This window comes from Duganella levis, assembly GCF_009857605.1.
GTDB classification, from domain to species: Bacteria; Pseudomonadota; Gammaproteobacteria; order Burkholderiales; family Burkholderiaceae_D; genus Rugamonas; species Rugamonas levis.
The window spans coordinates 62,725-81,329 of record NZ_WWCT01000014.1 but is presented as its reverse complement, the minus strand read 5'-3'; the positions used below and the strand labels follow the sequence as shown (position 1 = coordinate 81,329).

Annotated in this window: 17 protein-coding genes; 10 read left to right on the top strand and 7 right to left on the bottom strand. The window is 61.6% G+C overall.

Annotated features, from left to right (window positions below):
• The first annotated feature begins 11 nt into the window (after positions 1-11).
• The 5 genes from GTP69_RS17440 (at position 12) to GTP69_RS17420 (ending at position 8,411) form a co-directional block, all read left to right on the top strand.
• Positions 12-1,448, top strand: coding sequence for an amidohydrolase family protein (locus GTP69_RS17440; RefSeq protein ID WP_161056050.1), 1,437 nt, complete (start codon positions 12-14; stop codon positions 1,446-1,448).
• A 446-nt stretch (positions 1,449-1,894) separates the two neighbouring features.
• Entirely contained in the window at positions 1,895-4,288 is a 2,394-nt protein-coding gene (locus GTP69_RS17435) for a TonB-dependent receptor (protein WP_161056049.1), read from the top strand.
• Positions 4,289-4,420: 132 nt separating this feature from the next.
• Entirely contained in the window at positions 4,421-6,118 is a 1,698-nt protein-coding gene (locus GTP69_RS17430) for a bifunctional metallophosphatase/5'-nucleotidase (protein ID WP_161056048.1), read from the top strand.
• Positions 6,118-7,341: a phospholipase D-like domain-containing protein gene (locus tag GTP69_RS17425; RefSeq protein ID WP_161056135.1), complete on the top strand. Its 1,224-nt coding sequence runs from the start codon at positions 6,118-6,120 to the stop codon at positions 7,339-7,341. The genes GTP69_RS17430 and GTP69_RS17425 overlap by 1 nt, the downstream gene beginning before the upstream one ends.
• Complete coding sequence (locus tag GTP69_RS17420) at positions 7,338-8,411, top strand: S1/P1 nuclease (RefSeq protein WP_161056047.1); 1,074 nt, start codon at positions 7,338-7,340, stop codon at positions 8,409-8,411. The genes GTP69_RS17425 and GTP69_RS17420 overlap by 4 nt, the downstream gene beginning before the upstream one ends.
• Position 8,412: 1 nt before the next feature.
• Here GTP69_RS17420 and GTP69_RS17415 read toward each other — a convergent pair whose 3' ends face one another.
• Entirely contained in the window at positions 8,413-9,318 is a 906-nt protein-coding gene (locus GTP69_RS17415; RefSeq protein ID WP_371867991.1) for a transporter substrate-binding domain-containing protein, read from the bottom strand.
• A 47-nt stretch (positions 9,319-9,365) separates the two neighbouring features.
• Here GTP69_RS17415 and GTP69_RS31850 point away from each other — a divergent pair, with 47 nt between their 5' ends.
• The 3 genes from GTP69_RS31850 to GTP69_RS17400 are packed head-to-tail and all read left to right on the top strand — an operon-like array spanning position 9,366 to position 10,291.
• Positions 9,366-9,674, top strand: a complete 309-nt coding sequence (locus tag GTP69_RS31850) for a type II toxin-antitoxin system HigB family toxin (RefSeq protein ID WP_161056046.1) — start codon at positions 9,366-9,368, stop codon at positions 9,672-9,674.
• Positions 9,671-9,916, top strand: coding sequence for a hypothetical protein (locus GTP69_RS17405; RefSeq protein ID WP_161056045.1), 246 nt, complete (start codon positions 9,671-9,673; stop codon positions 9,914-9,916). The genes GTP69_RS31850 and GTP69_RS17405 overlap by 4 nt, the downstream gene beginning before the upstream one ends.
• 33 nt (positions 9,917-9,949) lie before the next feature.
• Positions 9,950-10,291 carry a c-type cytochrome gene (locus tag GTP69_RS17400; RefSeq protein WP_161056133.1) on the top strand — a complete coding sequence of 114 codons (342 nt, stop codon included), beginning with the start codon at positions 9,950-9,952 and terminating at the stop codon, positions 10,289-10,291.
• Here GTP69_RS17400 and GTP69_RS17395 read toward each other — a convergent pair.
• Positions 10,281-11,036: a DeoR/GlpR family DNA-binding transcription regulator gene (locus tag GTP69_RS17395; RefSeq protein ID WP_161056132.1), complete on the bottom strand. Its 756-nt coding sequence runs from the start codon at positions 11,034-11,036 to the stop codon at positions 10,281-10,283. The genes GTP69_RS17400 and GTP69_RS17395 overlap by 11 nt on opposite strands.
• Before the next feature lie 69 nt (positions 11,037-11,105).
• Here GTP69_RS17395 and GTP69_RS17390 point away from each other — a divergent pair, with 69 nt between their 5' ends.
• Positions 11,106-11,687, top strand: a complete 582-nt coding sequence (locus GTP69_RS17390) for an NUDIX domain-containing protein (protein WP_161056044.1) — start codon at positions 11,106-11,108, stop codon at positions 11,685-11,687.
• Here the strand turns inward: GTP69_RS17390 and GTP69_RS17385 are convergent.
• Together GTP69_RS17385 and GTP69_RS17380 are read right to left on the bottom strand one after the other, a co-directional pair.
• Positions 11,678-13,036, bottom strand: coding sequence for a M20/M25/M40 family metallo-hydrolase (locus GTP69_RS17385; protein ID WP_161056043.1), 1,359 nt, complete (start codon positions 13,034-13,036; stop codon positions 11,678-11,680). The genes GTP69_RS17390 and GTP69_RS17385 overlap by 10 nt on opposite strands.
• Positions 13,037-13,039: 3 nt before the next feature.
• The gene (locus GTP69_RS17380; protein WP_161056042.1) at positions 13,040-13,996 is read right to left on the bottom strand and encodes an MBL fold metallo-hydrolase; all 957 of its coding nucleotides are present in this window, start codon (positions 13,994-13,996) and stop codon (positions 13,040-13,042) included.
• A gap of 94 nt (positions 13,997-14,090) precedes the next feature.
• On the opposite strand from GTP69_RS17380, the gene GTP69_RS17375 reads away from it, so the two are divergent.
• Complete coding sequence (locus tag GTP69_RS17375) at positions 14,091-15,002, top strand: LysR family transcriptional regulator (RefSeq protein WP_161056131.1); 912 nt, start codon at positions 14,091-14,093, stop codon at positions 15,000-15,002.
• Positions 15,003-15,018: 16 nt separating this feature from the next.
• Here GTP69_RS17375 and GTP69_RS17370 read toward each other — a convergent pair whose 3' ends face one another.
• Genes GTP69_RS17370 through GTP69_RS17360 form a run of 3 tightly spaced genes read right to left on the bottom strand, consistent with a single transcriptional unit; the run spans position 15,019 to position 18,597 of the window.
• Positions 15,019-15,990 carry an ABC transporter permease gene (locus GTP69_RS17370; protein WP_161056041.1) on the bottom strand — a complete coding sequence of 324 codons (972 nt, stop codon included), beginning with the start codon at positions 15,988-15,990 and terminating at the stop codon, positions 15,019-15,021.
• A gap of 7 nt (positions 15,991-15,997) precedes the next feature.
• Positions 15,998-17,071 carry an ABC transporter permease gene (locus GTP69_RS17365; protein ID WP_202424463.1) on the bottom strand — a complete coding sequence of 358 codons (1,074 nt, stop codon included), beginning with the start codon at positions 17,069-17,071 and terminating at the stop codon, positions 15,998-16,000.
• Positions 17,068-18,597 carry an ABC transporter ATP-binding protein gene (locus GTP69_RS17360; protein ID WP_161056040.1) on the bottom strand — a complete coding sequence of 510 codons (1,530 nt, stop codon included), beginning with the start codon at positions 18,595-18,597 and terminating at the stop codon, positions 17,068-17,070. Before GTP69_RS17360 ends, GTP69_RS17365 begins: the two co-directional genes overlap by 4 nt.
• Between the last annotated feature and the right edge of the window lie 8 nt (positions 18,598-18,605).

Here is an 18,605-nt window from a genome sequence, read left to right as displayed (position 1 = left end):
TAAGGATACACATGAAGAACAACATCAAAGCCCTGGCGCTGGCCGCCGCCGTGCTGTGCGCCATGCCGCAGGCGCGCGCCGCCAACGCCAACGAGGAGGCCACCAAGCGCCACTTCGCCGCGCTGGTTGCGCCGGGCAAGGAGCCGAAACTGGCCGAACTGACGATGTTCTTCACCATGATGCCGAAGGGCGGCGACCTGCACCACCATTACTCGGGCGCGATCTACGCCGAGCAGTATCTGGAGTGGGTCGACAAGGAAGGCTTCTGCGTCAACAAGACCAGCTACACCATTGAGAAGACCAAGCCGGCCGCCGGCTGCCTGTCCGGCCAGGATGTCATGAACGACAACACCGTGCTGGCCAACCTGCTGCAGCGCTGGTCGGACAAGGATTTCTACAACCATAGCGGCATCCAGTCGCCGCCGGACCGCCAGTTCTTCGACACCTTCGCCTATTTCAACCCGGTGGCGTCTACCAATGCGGTGGACGGCGTGCAGCGCCTGAAACAGCGCGCCATCCAGGAGAACCTGAGCTACATCGAAACCATCTACGAGATCGCGCCGATCGCGCAGGATACGGACTTCGACAAGAAGGCGCTGGCGGGCGGCGTTAGCGACGCCGATTTCGCCGCGCTGAGCGCCAAACTGGATCAGGACCAGGCCTACCAGGGCTGGATCGGCGCCTACCTGAAAAACGTCGAAACCGTCAGCGCCGGCATCGACGACGCCAACTTCACGCTGCGCTACCAGCCGTTTGCGCTGCGTTTCCTGGCGCCGTCGCAGGTGTTTGCGCAGATCGCTTCCAGCTTCAAGCTGGCCACTTCGAATCCGAAGATCGTCGGCGTTAATATTGTCGGACAGGAAAGCGTCAACGTCTCGATGCGCGACTACGCGCTGCACATGCAGATGTTCAAATTCCTGAAAACGAAGTATCCGAGCGTGAAACTGGCGCTGCACGCCGGCGAGCTGTCGCTCGGCATGGTGCCGCAGGAAGGCCTGACCTTCCACATCAAGGACGCCATCGAGGTGGCCGGCGCCAGCCGCATCGGCCACGGCATGGACATCGCCCACGAGAGCAATCCGCTGGCGATCATGAAAGAAATGCATGATAAGAAGATCGCGGTCGAGGTCAACCTGAGCAGCAACGACTTCATCCTCGGCATCAAGGATCAGGCGCACCCGGTCACGCTGTACCGCAAATATGGCGTGCCGTATGTGTTGTCCACAGACGACGCCGGCGTCTCGCGTAACAATTTATCCGGTGAATATGTGCTGTACGCGGCGCGCTACCAGCCGGATTACGCGGAAGTGAAAAAACTGTCGTATGACAGTATTCGCTATTCTTTCTTGGCCGATGCGGATAAACAACGTCTTTTAAAAGCCCTGGACGGTAAATTCGCCAAATTTGAGGCGGAGATCGCCGGCTCTGACGCCAAAGCCAAACGTTAAAAGTTCCATAATCTTCAAAAAAGCCGGCGGCGTCTCCCGCCGGCTTTGTTTTTTATCAAAATTGCCCCGGTTTTCTGTCGCAGTTTTGCTACACATCAGAGTTTTCTCTCTAATAGTTGCCATGAACAAAATTCATCGGCACCTGATGCTCTTATAATTCCGCCCGCTCCCTACCTCAGCATCACTCTGAACTTGCTAATTAATTAGCATTTCACGCGCATTTATATGTTTTTCCACTGAATGGTGTAGCAAAAACGTATTTGTCGCGACCTGTTTTGACATGCAATAGTGGTAGATAGTTAGAGCAAATTGGCAACTTTTGTTGTCACACCAGTGTCATTTTCGACCATTACACTCTCGCCTTTGTGCAGAGAAAATATTAGCTCTTCGGTATCGAATTCGGAAGTTTTCTCACGTTTTTACAATAACACTCTAAGGGGTTTTGAATGCAATCCAAACAATCTCCGGTCTTGCGCTTGAGCGTGATCGCCGTAGCAGCTCACCTGGCCGCACTGTCGGCCGGCGCTGCTTTCGCACAGGAAGCTGCAGAGCCAGCTGCTGCTACTCCAGGCAAGGCCGAAGTGGTCATCACCGGTAAAAAACTGGGTATGGGCCTGATGGTAACGGAAGACGCGCCAAAAGCACGTTCGACGATTACCGCGGAAGAATTGGAAAAGCAGCGCCCAACCGGCAACGCTTATGAAGCTCTGGAAATGCTGCCAGCAGTGAACAGCTTCAACTACGACGCAACCGGCCTGTTCGGCGGCGGCCTGACCCTGCGCGGCTTCAACTCCGACCAGATCGGCGCCACCATCAACGGCGTGCCAGTCAATGACTCGGGTTCGTTCGCTGTCTACCCACAAGAATACGTTGACCAGGAAAACACCTGCTCCGAAACCGTGACCCAAGGTTCGACCGACGTGGACTCGCCACAAGTTGGCGCGACCGGCGGTAACTTCGGCATCACCACCTGCAACCCGGAAGACAAGCAACGCGTCCGCGTGATGCAGACCCTGGGCCAGCTGAACCTGACCAAAACCTACATCCGCTTCGACAGCGGCCTGTTCTCGGACAAGCGTTCGAAGTTCTTCATCTCCGCCTCGCACGCTGAAGCGGACAAGTGGAAAGGCCAGGGCGGCGCCAAGCGCGACCACATCGATACCGGCTTCAACTACGACTGGGATCGCTTCAACTACGTTCACGCCACCGTGCTGTACAACGAAGCCATCAACAACAACTTCCTGGCGATGAGCAAGGCTGAACTGGCGCAGAACGGTTACTACTACGACTACTCCGCCAAGTTCCCTGGCCACGTGACCCCAGGCGCAGGCGCACAGAACGATACCGCTCCATCGCCGGTTTACTACGGCCTGGCGCTGAACCCGTTCCGTAACGTGATCGCTTCGGCGACCGCCAAGTTCCGCCTGAACGAAGACACCGACATCAAGGTTGTTCCTTACTGGTGGTACGGCTACGGCACCGGCGGCACCCAGCAGCAGCTGATCACCGAAGCCAACGTGGCCATCGTCAAGGACGGCGGCACCGGCGTCAAGACCGGTTCGATCGACCTGAACGGCGACGGCGACACCAAGGATAAAGTGCTGATGGCGGAAGGTTCGTTCACCCGCACCAGCCGTCCTGGTATCAGCCTGGCTGTGACCCACACCATGGGCAACCACACGCTGCTGGCCGGCGCATGGATCGAGCGCGCCAACCACGAGCAAACCTCGCCGATGGTCGCCATCAACAACGACGGTTCGTATGATCCTTGGCTGCAAGCCAACAACATCTACCGTCCAGACGGCACCAAGCTGCAAGTGTTCCGTGACGTGAAAACCGTATCGACTGCCTACCAGGCTTTCGTGCAGGACACCTACACGGCAATGGATGACCGCCTGACCCTGAACTTCGGCGTGCGTACCCCGCACATCAAGCGCGATTTCACCAACTTCGCCAACGAAGGTTCGTTGCCGCTGTCGGGCAAGCAGTACAGCGTTGAACGTACCTACAAAGACGTGCTGCCACAACTGGGCGCGCGCTTCAAGGTCACCAACGACGACCAACTGTACGCATCGCTGGCCAAGAACATGAAGGCGCCAGGTAACTTCATCTACCTGCCAAACAACGGTAACGTTACGCTGGTCAATGGCGTGCCTACCGTCGTCAATGACGTGAAAGAAGAAGTGTCGTGGAATCTGGACGTCGGCTACCGTCACCAGGACAAGGACATCATCGCCACCTTCAACGTGTACTCGATTTATTTCAAGGACCGTCTGGCAACCGCGTATGATCCATCGACCGACACCAAAGCCACCAGCAACGTCGGCAACGTGCGTAACAACGGTTTCGAAGTTGAACTGGGTAACACCCCGATCAACGGCTGGGCGTTCTACGGCTCGCTGGGCTACTCCAAGTCGGAAATGCAGGACAACCTGGCACTGGCCAAAGGCTTCGCGCCACTGGCAACCAAGGGTAACGAGTTCCCTCTGACCCCGAAATGGAAAGTTGGCGTCAGCGCCGAGTACCAGGATGGCGCGTTCTACGGCCGTCTGAAAGCGAAGACCACCGCGCGTCAGTACAGCACCATGGCTAACGATGAATACGTTGGCGGCTACACCCTGCTGGGTCTGGACGCTGGCTACACCTTCCCTAACCAGGGCTGGCTGAAACGTCCGAAGATCACCATGAACGTGAGCAATCTGGGTAACAAGCAGTACCTGAACCCGGCTTCGGCAACCGCCACCAACGCGCTGGCTTACCCTGGCATCACTGCGAGCAAAATCTCGTACTACGCTGGTGCACCACGCTTCCTGTCCCTGACCTTCTCGGGCGACTACTAATCGTCTCGATGGCGGGCTTCCGGCCCGCCATATCGTGAGTACGACACAGGCCCGCAAGGGCCTGTTTTTCTTTGTAACGGCAATGTTTCCATCCTGCTGGCTGGAGCCGGGATACGCTATGCTGCACACCTTATGAAAACACATACCTCTACCCTTATAACGGCGGCCTTGCTGGCCGCGCTGGCCGGCTGCGCATGGCGCCAGCCGCTGCCGCCGGGCGTGACCGAAGTTCAACTGGTGGCGCTGAATGATTTCCATGGCAATCTGGAAGCCAGCAAATATGTCTGGGACAGCGCGGCCGGCGGCGACGAACGCACCATCCAGGCCGGCGGCATCGACACGCTGGGCGCGGCGCTGCAGGCGTGGCGCAAGGACGATCCGGAACTGATGGTGGTCGGCGCTGGTGACCTGATCGGCGCCAGCCCGGCCATCTCGTCGATGTGGGCCGACGAGCCGACTATCGGCGCCATGAATCTGCTGGGCATGCGCGTGACGTCGGTCGGCAATCACGAATTCGACCAGGGCCGGATTGAGCTGCTGCGTCAGCAGCAGGGCGGCTGCACTTCGCCGCGCGCCGACAAGGCCTGCAAATTCGACGGTCCGTATCAAGGCGCGCAGTTCCAGTACCTGGCCGCCAACGTGATCGACATGCGCACCCGCAAGCCGGTGCTGCCGGCGTACAAAATCGAGACCGTGCATGGCGTGAAGGTCGCCTTCATCGGCACCGTGCTGCGCGAGACGGCGGAATCGGCGCTGGCCTCGGGCATCGCCGGCCTGGAGTTCGTCGACGAAGCGGACGCCATCAACCGCCAGCTGCCGGAACTGCGCAAGCAGGGCGTGGGCGTGTTCGTGGTGCTGATCCACCAGGGCGGCCGCACCACCGATAAATTCGACCAGCAGGATTGCGGCAATCTCAAAGGACCGATCGTGGATGTGGTCAAGCGCCTCGATCCGTCGATTCGCCTGGTGATCAGCGGCCATTCGCACCAGGGCTATCTGTGCAAGGTGGATGGCCGGCTGGTGACGCAGTCCGACATGGGCGGCCATGTACTGGGCCGCATCACGCTGCAAGTGGACACCGCGTCCAACACCGTGCGCGAGGTCAGCGCCAGGCAGGAGGTGATGGTGCCGGGTACGTGGCCGGCCGACCCAGCGCTGACGGCGTATCTGAACAAGGCGCGCGAGCAAAGCGCCGCCGCGCTGGCGCGTCCGGTGGCGACCATCGCTGTGCCGAGCGTCAAGCGCGAGAAGGACCATGCCAGCGAATCCGCCCTGGGCGATCTGGTGGCGGACTCCATGTTGGCGGCGGGCCGTCCGTACGGCGCGCAGATCGCGTTGCAAAATCCGGGCGGCATACGTCAGGATCTGGAGACGGTTGCCGGCAACCGCGTCACGCTGGGCAAGGCAATGGCGGTTCTGCCATTCGGGAACACGCTGGTGGCGATGAACCTGCGCGGCGCGCAAATTATCGAACTGCTGGAAGAGCAGTGGCTGGAAGACCGTGATTCCAAGCGCGGCTTGCTGCAACTGTCGGAAGGCTTTAGCTATCAATGGGACGCCAGCAAGCCGGAAGGCAGCAAGATCGTGCCGGGCAGCGTGAAGCTGAACGGCGCCAAGCTGGAGATGGACACCTCGTACCGCGTGGTGACCAATAACTTCCTGGCCGAAGGCGGCGACGGTTTCCCGGCCTTCAAGAACGGCAGCAATCGCGCGCCGACCAGCATTCGCGACATCGATGCGCTGACCCAGTATCTGGCCAAGCGTGAGCAGGATGGCAAACCAGCCGGCGCTGCGGCGCCGCTCAAGCGTTACGTACAAAAGGAGCAATGATGCGTCGACTTTTACTTTCCGCCCTGGTTGCGGCCAGCGTACTGGCTGCGCCGGCCCGCGCGGAGTTTTCGATTCCCGGCTTTGAGCTGGTGCAGACCGCGCCGGTGGAAACGCCGCTGCATAGCGATGACTTGCGCAATCCTGCGCAAGTGTGGAGCGAACTGTTTGACAACGCCAAGAGCGAAATTGTCATCGGCCAGTTCTACGCCGTGATCAAGCCGGGCAGCGTGTTTGAAAAAGTGGTGGAGCATCTGGAGGCAGCGGGCAAGCGCGGCGTCAAGATCCGCTTCCTGCTGGATCAAAAAGGCGTGGGCCTGTCGGAGAAGCCGACCATCGAGCGCCTGAAGGCGATTCCGAATATGGACTTCCGCATCCTGGACGTGAATAAGTTGACTGGCAACGGCATCATCCACGCCAAGTACCTGGTGGTGGATGGCGCGACCGCTTACATCGGCAGCCAGAATTTCGACTGGCGCTCGTTTGAGCACATCCACGAAACCGGTTTGCGCATCACCGATCCGAAGGTTGTGGCGCAAGTACAGGCGATCTTCAACCAGGACTGGAATGCGCAGGCGCTGATCTCGCAAGGCAAGCCGGTGCCGGTGTTGAATGCGACGCCGGTGGCGCCGAACATTCATCAAGACACCTTCCTGCTGGCCAGCCCTCAGCAATACAATCCTGCGGGTGTGGGCAATTCCGAGGCCGGCCTGCCGGCGCTGCTGGCGGAAGCGAAAAGCGAAGTGCGCATCCAGTTGCTGGACTACGCGCCGCTGAGCTACGGCCCGAAAGGTACACGTCCTTACTATGCGGTGATCGACAACGCGGTGCGTTCGGCGGCCAACCGCGGCGTCAAGGTCAAGCTGATGGTCTCCAACTGGAACCTGGAAAATCCGGCGCAGGTCTACCTGAAAAGTCTGGCGATTCTGCCGAATGTGGAAATCCGCGTGGTGACGCTGCCGGTGGCGTCGACTGGCTTTATTCCGTTCGCGCGCGTCATCCACAGCAAGGCCATGGTGATCGATAACCAGATCGCCTGGGTCGGCACCAGCAACTGGAGCGGCGGCTATATGGACTTGTCGCGCAATCTGGAAGTGGTGATGCGCAATGAGAAAATGGCGCAGCGCCTGGCCGCGCTGCATGAGCAGACCTGGTCGTCGTCGTACGCGCAAGCGCTCGACATCAACAAACAATATCCAAAGCCAGCGAAAGGCAGTCCTGAATGAAAAAGCTTGCATGCATACTGGCGCTCAGCAGCGCCTTCGTCTCCCTCAACGCCCACGCGTGGGGCAATGATGGTCACCGCGCGGTTGGCGCGATTGCCGATCAACTGATCGTCGGCAGCAACGCCGAGAAGCAGGTGCAAGCCTTGCTGCTGCCGGGCGAGAGTCTGGCCAAGGTGGCGTCGTGGGCCGACTGCGTCAAGGGCACTTACTGCGGCCCGCAAACGGAGGAGATGGTGGCTTACACCACCGCCAATCCGAAGCACAGCGAGTACCACTATACCGACGTGCCGTTCCAGCTGTCGCACTATCAGGACCACGGCGTCGGCACCACCGACCACGATATCGTGCAGACGCTGAAGCAGTGCATTGCGGTGTTGCAGGGTAAGGGCAATGCCACCACCAACCCGCACAACTTCACGCCGCGCCAGGCGCTGTTGATGCTGACCCACCTGACCGGCGATATCGCGCAGCCGCTGCATGTGGGCGAGGGCTATGTCGGCAAGAACGGCGGCTTCGTGCTGCCGACGCAGAAGCAGCTGGACGACAAGGAAGCCTTTGCCACGCAGGGCGGCAATAATCTGCAACTGGATGATATCAAGCTGACGGCCAACAGCACGCAGCAGATTCCTGCCGCCCCGGCGGATGACAGCAAGCCTGCACCGGCCACGCCAGCCACCCCAGCACGTCCGCCACAGACCACGCGCGCGTTCCACTCGTACTGGGACACCACGGTGGTCAACTATGCGTTCCGCCGCATCGGCGCGCGTACGCCGGAGCAGTTCGCGCAGATGGTCATCGCCGGCAATCCGGTGGTGTCGCCAAACAGCGGCGATCCGGTGACGTGGCCGTATGAGTGGGCCGATCAGACGCTGGTGGTGGCCAAGCTGGCGTATGCCGACGTGGTGCCGGGTCCGATGGCGCAGCAGACCAGCAAGAACGGTGACGTCTACAATGTGTGGCCGCTGGCGATTCCGGACAACTATCCGGTGCCATCGTCGGCCGCCGCCAAGGCGCAGCTGATCCAGGGCGGCTACCACTTGGCCGCCGTGCTGAAAGCCATCTGGCCTTAAGCTATTTGCCTTTAACGGGATCGAACCAGAGTTCGCCGCGCGACAGCGGCGTCTCTGGCGGCAGGTGCGGATTTTTGATGTGCAGCACGCGCCGTTTCGTCAGCGCGCCGGCCTTGATGCTCTCGCCCTTGAACTGCTGGAACAGGGTGTTGAGCGAACCATCCTTGATCATCATCTCCATGCCGTCGCTGATGCGCTGCGCCAGCAGCTTGCCTTCGGCGTCGCGCCGCGTGAAAAAGTACAGCGGCAGCGGATACTGTAGCAGCAAGGCCGGCTCCATCGCCATGTCCGGATAGCTCGGGTGGCGTTCTATATATTCACGCTGCGCCTCGTCGATGCCACGCGAGAACCAGTCAAAGCGGCCGGCCGACAGCATTGCGAACAGTCCCCGGTAGCTGGTGCCTTCGACCACGGTGAATCCGGCGTTGCGCAGGATCGGCACATCGACCCAATCCCTGCCTTGTCCCACGCGCAGCTTGCGCAGATCGTCCAGCGTGTGCACGGCTGCGAAGCGCGGCAGGTCGGCAGAGCGCACCAGGAAAATGCGGTAGCCCAGCAGGCCTTTGTCGATGGGCAGGCGCACCGGTATGTATTGCTGCTCCAGCTCCGGCGACGTGGCGCGCGCGAAGACGTTGATGCGCCCACCTGGCGTCAGCAGCTCCTGCGCCACGCGCTGCGGCGACATCGCCTGGGTCGACTGCTTCAGTTCAAACGCTCCATAGCGCGGCGCAGTCTTTTGCAGCGCCACGCGCAGCACTGCCCAATCGTATTCGTAACGGCTATCCGCATCGTCAAGACTGGTCAGCGGATATACCACCTGCGTCGCCGCACTACACGCGCCGGCCGCCAGCCATAAGGCCGTCCATAGCAAGGCCGTGACCGAAAGCTTGAGATTTCGGCTATGCACTTTGCGTGCCCTCAAATGATAAAAGTAGTAGAGTCATACAGTGGCGCATGCGCCTCGTATCTTTAAAAGTATTGAAGGATTTCTGTAGCCGCCGCCCCGACGCGAGTGGCAGTGTTCGGCAATGGGCACAACGCATCGATTCCATTACACCGGGTAACTTTAGCGAGCTGCGCAGCTTTTTCGGAAGTGTTGATTATGTTTCTCCGTTCACCGTTTTTAACCTCGGTGGCAATAAGTTTCGGCTAATCGCCACTGTACATTATGCAAGCGGGGCAGTGTTCATCAGGTGGATGTTGACGCATGGTGAGTACGATAAGTGGACTAGGCGCTATCTGCAAGGAAAGATCAAAAAATGAATAGCTTAGTGGATAATGTTGATGGCGGCGCTTTGGCAGCGGCTTGGCTGGAGCTTAATCGACTAGTTGAGCTGCGGCCCATCACCAATGAGGCTGAGTATGATCGCACGGTTACATTGATGAATCATGTGCTCGATATAATGGGCGAAAACGAACAGCATCCTCTAGCCGGGCTACTTGAATTCCTGGCGTTGATGGTCAGCATTTACGATAAGGAGCATTACTCAATTGAAGAGCTGTAAATGATAAAACGATGCTTGTTGCTCTTCTTGTTGATGCTGGCAATGCATGCCGGCGCCGCGCCGGTGGGTAATCCGAAGAGTGGCGCGTTGCTGTTTCAGCGTTGCGCGTCTTGTCATGCGGTGGGGCCGTTTGCCAGTGGTGGTTATGGGCCGCAACTGAACGGTATCGTGGGCCGGCGCGCGGCGTCGACCAAGGATTATAAGTATTCCGATGCGATGAAGAAGTCCGGGCTGACGTGGGACGAGAAAACCCTGACCGCCTATCTGCGCGCGCCGCACGATGTGGTGCCTGGCACCAGCATGCGCTTCTGGGGTATCAAGGATGAACAGCAGCTCGCCGATGTGATGTCGTATCTGAAGACCTTCAAGCCTTGATGACGTCGATGCCCATGGCGCGGTAGCGCGCCAGCAGCGCTTCCGGCGCATCACTGTTGACCACAATGGCGCTGACTTGCGACAGCGGCGCGATCTGATAGGGCGAGGCGGTGTCCAGCTTTTCCGGCGACGCCATCACCACGGTGCGCTGCGCCATATTGCTGATGGCGCGCTTGACGCCCGCTTCATCGAAATCGCCGGTGCTGATGCCGCTCTCCGGATGCAGGCTGCACACGCCCATGAAATAAATATCGGTGCGTATCTGCGCAATCGCCTCCAGCGCCGACGGCCCCATCGCCACGATGGAATGCTTGAACAGCCGGCCGCCGATCAGGATCACTTCGATCAGCGGATGTTCCGCTAACTCCACCGCCACCGACGGACTATGTGTCACCACCGTGCATTGCAGATCCGGCGGCAATGCGCGCGCCAGCTGCACGGCGGTGGTGCCGCCGTCGATGAACACCACTTGTCCCGGCGCGATCATGGCCGCAGCGGCGCGGGCGATGGCCGGCTTGGCGTCACTGGAAATCTGCTGCCGTTCGGCGAAATTAGCCATCGCCGGTGACGCCGGCAGTGCGCCACCATGCACGCGTAGCAGCAGGCCTTCGCTGGCCAGGTCGCGCAGGTCGCGGCGGATGGTGTCTTCCGATAGTCCCAATTCTTCGCTCAGCGATTTGGCGACGATCTGCCCATCCTGGCGCAGGCGGGCGAGCAGCAGTTCTTTGCGGTGGCGTGTCAGCATATGCATGAATTTTCTTGATATTGCACGATATTGCATGATATCGTAAAAATACGCAACCAGGAGATCGTCATGCCCGAAGACCGTATCCGCATCCATCAGGTAGAAACCCTGTCCGACGACTGGTTCCTGCTGAAGAAGACCACCTTCGACTACCGCCGCCGAGACGGCAGCTGGCAGCGCCAGACGCGCGAGACCTATGACCGCGGCAACGGCGCCACCATCCTGCTGTACAACCGCGCGCAGCGCACGGTGCTGCTGGTGCGCCAGTTCCGCTTTCCCACTTACGGCAATGGCCACGACGGTTTCCTGATCGAGACGACGGCCGGCCTGCTGGACCACGCCAGCCCGGAGGAGCGCATCAAGGCGGAGGTGGAAGAGGAAACCGGCTACCGCGTCAGTGAAGTGCGCAAGGTGTTCGAAGCCTTCATGAGTCCCGGCTCGGTGACCGAGCGGCTGTACTTCTTCGTTGGCGAATACGATGCGGCGTCACGCACCGGCGACGGCGGTGGCATTGAGGAGGAGGGTGAGGATATCGAGGTGCTGGAGTTGCCGATGGCCGAAGCCATGGCGATGGTTGCCGACGGCCGGATCGCCGACGGCAAAACCATCATGCTGCTGCAATACGCGGCGCTACATCTGCTTCAGGGCTGACATGGCATAGCGGGCGCGTTGGCCGCCAGCCACGCCACCACCGAGTAGGCAGCAGTGTTTTGCGCCAGCGCGGCAGGATCGACTTTGTCCAGCGTGTCGTTGGCGCTGTGATGATGGTCGAACAGCGCGCTGGCGTCTTGCGCGAGCTGTAGCCATGGCACCTTGCGTTCGGCCACGAAGCGCGCGTCCGGTCCCGGCGTGCCGGCTTGGCCATCCAGTGCGATACCTAACGGCGCCAGTGTCTGTGCCATCTGCTTTGTCAGCGCGGTGTCGGCAGGCGGGTGGCGCAGCGCGTAGATACGCCCGGCGCCCCAGTCGCTTTCCAGCACCAGCCGGTGGCAAGCCAGCTCGGATGGCGGCCGCGCCGCATAAGTTCGTGCGCCATCAAAACCGTTTTCCTCGTTGGCGAACAAGACCACCCGCACGGTCCGGCGTGGCGCCTGCGGCTGACGTTTGATCAGCGCGCCGGCAGCCATCGTTAGGGCGACGCCGAAACCGTCATCGACTGCGCCGGTGCCTAAGTCCCATGAATCCAAGTGGGCCGAGAGCATGACGACTTCCTGCGGCAGTTCACGGCCGGTGATGTCACCGATGACATTGTACGAAAGCTGATCGGTGAGTGTCGTGCTTTGCAGATTGAGGCGCAGTTGCACCGGCTGGCCGCGCAGCAGCAGGCGCTCCAGCAGGTCGGCATCCGGGCCGGAGATGGCTGCGGCGGGAATCGTCGCGCCACCGTCGTAGATCACGCTGCCGGTGTGTGGCAGGCGATCGTCGGTGGTGGCCAGTGAGCGTATCAGCAGCGCACTGGCGCCCTTGCGCGCGGCGATCGAGGCACCGTTGCTGCGCATCGGCAGCACGTCCGCATAGCCGCCGCCATCGCGCCGGCGCTCCATGTGCTGCGACAGGATTACGATCTTGCCGCGTACCTGCTCCGGCGAGGCGGCCTGCAATGCCGGCAGCGACGGGAATGCCACCACATCGGCATGCAGGTCGCCATTGGTGCCAACGCTGCCGCCCAGCGCCGTGACGGCAAGGCGCTGCGGCGACGGGCCGGTGACCTCGGCGCTTTCCGCCCCGCGCCGCCAAGCGGTAAAGCGCACCGGCTCCGTGGTCACCTTGTCGTAGCCGAGCGCCTTGAATTTGGCGACCGCCCACGCCACGGCGCGCGCATCGGCTTCCGAGCCGGCCGGCCTGGCGCCGATTTCGGTGGTCAGCGATTCCAGAATGGCATAGGCTTCGCTGCTGGCCAGCGCCTGCTGCCGCAACGCGTCCGCAGTGCCGGCGACGGCGTGCGATGCCAGCCCGAAGGCCAGCACCAGCGCGGCGCCTGTTTGAAGAAGCGCGCGCATCGCTTACTTCGCTGCCGGAACGTAGTAGTCGTTCGCGTAGGTCATTGGCAGCCAGCGGTAGCCGGCGCCATCGGCGCTCAAGTGCCCCACGCCGGGGAAGGAGATGTGGTCGCCCGCCACCCAGTAGCGGCCTTTGACCGCATCGGCAAAGGCTTGCTTGCGGGTTGCGGCGGCGGTTTTGCTGTCCACATCGAAGGCGATGGTCACTGCCGGATCAGGCATCTGCACTTCCGCCACGTGCAGCAGGTCACCCCAGAACACCAGCTTTTCGCCCTTGCTTTCCAGCGCGTAGAAAGTGTGGCCGGGCGTGTGACCAGGCGCCGGAATCGAACGGATGCCGGGGAACAGCTGGGTCGCGCCGTGGAAGGTCTTGACCTTGCCCGCATCGACGTACGGCTTCACCTTGGCGATCGCCTGGTCGAAATACACCTTGGCCGCATCGGGCGCCTTGGCGCGGTTGTCGGCGCTCATCCAGTAATCGAGCTCCTTTTGTTCAAGGTGCAGCGTGGCGTTGGGGAAGACCATGCGCGTGCCGTCCATCAGGCCACCGGTGTGGTCGGTGTGGATGTGGGTGATCAGGATGTCGTTGATTTCTTCCGGCGCGTGGCCGGTGGCGCGCAGGGCGGCGGCCAGTTTGTTGAGCGTCGGGCCATACAGCTCGCCGGTGCCGGCGTCGATCAGCACCAGGCGGCCGCCGGTCTTGATCAGGTAAGCGTTGATCGAGGCGTCGACCTTGTCGCCCTGGTAGGCGCTGGCCAGGCGCGAGGCGATTTCGCCTGGCTTGGCGTTGGTCAGCAAGTCCTTCGGCGGCAGCGGCAGCGTGCCGTCGGACAGCGCGGTGACGTCGACTTCGCCCAGCTTGAAGTGGTAGTAGCCGGCCTGGAATTGGTCGGCGGTGCCGGCGAAGGCGGCGGTGGCCAGAGCGGCGGAGAGGAGGGCGGCAAGCAGGGAGCGTTTCATGTTAATCCTTGTGATGTTTGGTGTGATGAATTATATTTATCTCCTTTTCATTGATAAATGGGCGGAAAGAAGATTCACTCTTTCCAAAAATTAGATAATGATCGATAACGTACTTGACCTGACCATCTTTGCCCGCGTCGCCGGCGCCGGTAGTTTGACCGATGCGGCCAACGAACTGGGACTATCGCTGGCAGTGGTCAGCAAGCGCCTGGCCGCGCTGGAGGAACGCATGGGAGTGCGGCTATTGAACCGCACCACGCGGCGCCAGTCGCTGACGCAGGAAGGCAGCCGCTTTCACCAGCATTGCGTGCGCATCCTGTCCGAAGTCCAGCAGGCGGAGACCGACATGCAGCGCAGCCGCAATGCGGTCACCGGCCTGCTGCGCATTACCGCGCCGCGCATGTTCGGCTGCCGCTACCTGTCGGTACTGGCGGCGGAATTCCAGGCCATGCATCCGGAGCTGCGCATCGAACTGAATCTGGGCGACGACTTCATCGACCTGGTGGATGCGGGCATGGATGTGGCGCTGCGCTTCGGCGCCTTGAACGATTCGACCATGACGGCGCGCCACGTGGCGCCGAGTCAGCGCGTGCTGTGCGCCTCGCCGGATTACCTGCGCCGGCATGGCGTGCCGCAGACGCCGGAGGATTTGTCGGCGCACCAGTGCATCGTCTACGGCGCGCGCACCACGCGGCACTGGCTGTTCCAGCATGAAGGCCAGCCGATTTCCGCAGAAATCGGCGCGACCTTCCTGTGCAACGACGGCAACGCCGGGCAAGCGCTGGCGGTAGCCGGCGCGGGCATCTTCTTCAAGTCTTTATGGGATGTGGGGAGTGAGCTGGCGAATGGCTCGCTGGTGCGGGTGCTGGAGCAGTACAGCGCGCCGACCGACCCGCTGCATGTGGTGTATCCGCACGCGCTGCACCTGGCGCCGCGCGTGCGGCATTTTGCTGATTTTGCGATTGCGCGCCTGCGGGACGAATGGCAAAAACTCGTCCCGCTGTGACGCGGCCTGGTACGACTTAGCGTGACTTGACGAACGGTGAACCCAGCGCTTTCGGCGCCACCGACTTGGCCATCAGGCCGGCCAGCACGATCACGGTCAGCACGTAAGGCACCATCTGGATCATGGCGCCCGGCAGGCGGCCGATCACCGGCAGTTCCACGCCTTCGATCTGGATCTGCACCGCGCCGAAGAAGCCGAACATCAGGCAGCCGAGGAAGGTGTACAGCGGACGCCAGTTACCGAACACCATGGCGGTCAGCGCCAGGTAGCCGGCGCCGGCCGACATGTCGCGCAGGAAGAAGCCACTCTGCACAATCGACAGGTAGGCGCCCGAGAACGAGCACAGGAAGCCGGCGATCAGCATCGCCATATAGCGCTGGCGCTCGACGTTGACGCCGGCCGCGTCGGCCGCATGCGGGTTCTCGCCGCAGGCGCGCAGGCGCAGGCCGAAGCGGCTGTGATACACGACCCAGTGCACCAGCGGCACCAGCGCAAACGCCAGGTACACCAGCACCGAGTGGCCGCCGATCAGATGGGCGTAGAACCAGCCGAGGAAAGGAATGTGTTCCACTGCGGCGGAGCCGGGCAGCACCACGTCGAACAGGCGCGCCGAGCCCAGGTCCGGCGTGCGGCCGCCCTGCTGGAAGAAGTACTGCGCCACCACGAAGGTCAGGCCGCTCATGGCGATGTTGATGGCGATGCCGGCCACCAGCTGGTTGCCCTTCTGGGTGATGGCGATGTAAGCCTGCAGACTGGCCAGCAGCATCGATGCCACGATGCCGGCCATCACGCCATACCATGGATTCTGCGTGGCGAAACCGACGGCGGCCGAGACGAAGGCCGAGGCCAGGATCTTGCCTTCCAGGCCGATGTCGATCACGCCCGAACGTTCGGCGAACAGGCCGGCCATGCCGGCGAAAATCAGCACCGGCGCATTGCGCACAGTGGATACCAGGATACTGCCGATATGGAGGTCGTCAAAAGTCATATCGTTCTCACTTCTTCAGTTTGAGCATTTTGGCGATCGCGGGACCGTACAGGTTTTCCATCGCGCCGCAGAACAGGATGATCAGGCCCTGGACCAGGATCACCATCTCTGGCGGGATGTTCTGCTTTTCCAGCGACAGGTCGAAGCCACCCTGGGTCAGCGCGCCAAACAGCACCGCCGACAGGAAGATCCCGACCGGATGCTGGCGGCCCATCAGCGCAATCGCGATGCCGATGAAGCCGGCGCCGCCGACAAAGTTCAGCGACAGATAGTGGGTCGAGCCCATGATGGAGTTGACCGAACCCAGGCCGGCCAGCGCGCCCGAGATCAGCATGACGATGATGATCATCTTGCTGATGCGGATGCCGGCGTAGTGGGCGGCGTGCTTGTTCAGGCCCGTGGCGCGCAGCTTGAAGCCCCACGAGGAACGCGACACCACCACGCCGTAAATCACCAGCGCGATGATGGCCAGGAAGAAGCTGATGTTGAGCGGCGTCTCGCCGAGGATCGGGAACCACTGGTTCAGGCGCGGCATCTCGGCGGCGGCGGCAAACGCGCGGCTGGCCGGATTCTGCTCGCCCGGCGGCACCAGCTTGACGATGATGGTGTTCATCAAGGCGCCGGCGATGTAGTTGAACATGATGGTGGTGACCACCACGTGGCTGCCGCGTTTCGCTTGCAGGTAGCCGGGCACGAAGGCCCACAGCGCGCCAAACAGCGCCGCGCCCAGCATGCCGATCGGGATCAGCAACCAGGCCGACAGCGAACTGTCGAAGGTCAGCATGGCCAGCGTCAGGCCCAGGCCCGCGAAGTACATCTGGCCTTCGGCGCCGATGTTGAACAGGCCCGCTTCCATGGCGATCGACACGGCCAGGCCGGTGAAGATGAAAGTCGAGGCGTAGAACAGCGTGTAGCTCAAGCCTTCCGGATTGACCACGGCGCTGTTGACCAGGATCGCCAGCGATTCGGTCGGGCTCTCGCCCAGCAGGTGGATGACCAGTGCCGTCACCAACAGTGCCGACAGCAGGTTCAAGAGGGGCATTACAAAGCCGGTTGCCCAGCGTGGCAGGTCTTTATTCATGATTTGTGTTCGCCCCCCATCAGCAGGCCGATGCGGGTAGTGTCGAATTCTTCAATTTTCAGTTCGCCGGTGATGCGGCCGCCGCACATGACCAGAATGCGGTCCGCCAGCGCGCGCACTTCTTCCAGCTCCACGGAGACCAGCAGGATCGCCACGCCCTCGTCGCGCAGCTTGAGCAGCTGCGCATGGATGCTTTCGATGGTGCCGATGTCGACGCCGCGGGTCGGCTGGCCAACCAGCATCAGCTTCGGCTGCGCCAGCACTTCGCGCGCGATCACCACCTTCTGCTGGTTGCCGCCGGAGAGCAGGCCGATACGCAGGTCGTGGTTGTTGGGACGGACGTCGAAGCTCTTCATCAGCGCGTCGCAGCGGGCCGCGATGGCTTTGAAGTTGAGCAGGCCCCAGCGGTTTTTCAGCTTGTCCTGGTAACCGAGGATGGTGTTGTGCATGACCGAGAAGGCCTTCACCACGCCATCGCGCAGGCGGTCTTCCGGTACGTGGGCGATGCCCAGTTCGCGGAAGGTGCGCGGCAGGCCGTCCGGATCGGAGCGGCCGTTGAACGGCAGGTCCTTGCCGAGGAAGGCCAGCTTGCCGGAAGTCGGCACGCGCATGCCGGCCAGGATTTCCATCAACTCGCTCTGGCCGTTGCCGGAGACGCCGGCAATCGCGACGATCTCGCCGGCGCGCAGCGTGAAGCCGATATCGGCCAGCAGCTTGACGTCCTGGTCGTCCCGCAGTTGCAGGTTCTCGACCTGCAGCACCGGCGCGCCCGGGTTGTACGGCGCGCGCGGCAAGTTGTTCTCGATCGGACGGCCGACCATCATATTGGCCAGCGCTTCCTTGGTGGTGCCGGCGGTCGGCACGGCGCCGATCACGCGGCCGCCGCGCATCACGGTGACGGTGTCGGTGATGTCGAGGATCTCTTGCAGCTTGTGGGTGATCAGGATGATGGTCTTGCCCTGTTCCTTGAACAGGCGCAGGATCTCGAACAGCGACGCGGTTTCCTGCGCGGTCAGCACGGCGGTCGGTTCGTCCAGGATCAAAATGCTGGCGCTGCGGTAGATCTGCTTGAGGATCTCGACCCGCTGCTGCGCACCCACCGACAGGTCGTGGATGGTGGCCAGCGGATCGACGTCCAGGCGGTAGCGGGCGCAGATCTCGCGCAGTTCCGCTTCCACGCTGGCGCGCTTGGCCTTGAGCCGCACGCCGCCTTCGCTGCCCAGCATCACGTTATCGAGCACGGTCATGTTCTCGACCAGCATGAAGTGCTGGTGCACCATGCCAATGCCGAGGGCAATCGCCTCCTGGCTGTTGTGGATGCGACGCGCCTGGCCATCGAGCAGGATTTCCCCGCCGTCGGCGCGGTAATATCCGTACAGGATGCTCATCAGGGTCGATTTGCCGGCGCCGTTCTCGCCCACCAGGCCATGGATGGAACCCTTGGCGATGGTGAAGTTGACGTCCGTGTTCGCTTTTACAGCTCCGAAATGCTTGGAGATGCCGCGAAATTCTACTGCTGGCTGCATAGGATCGT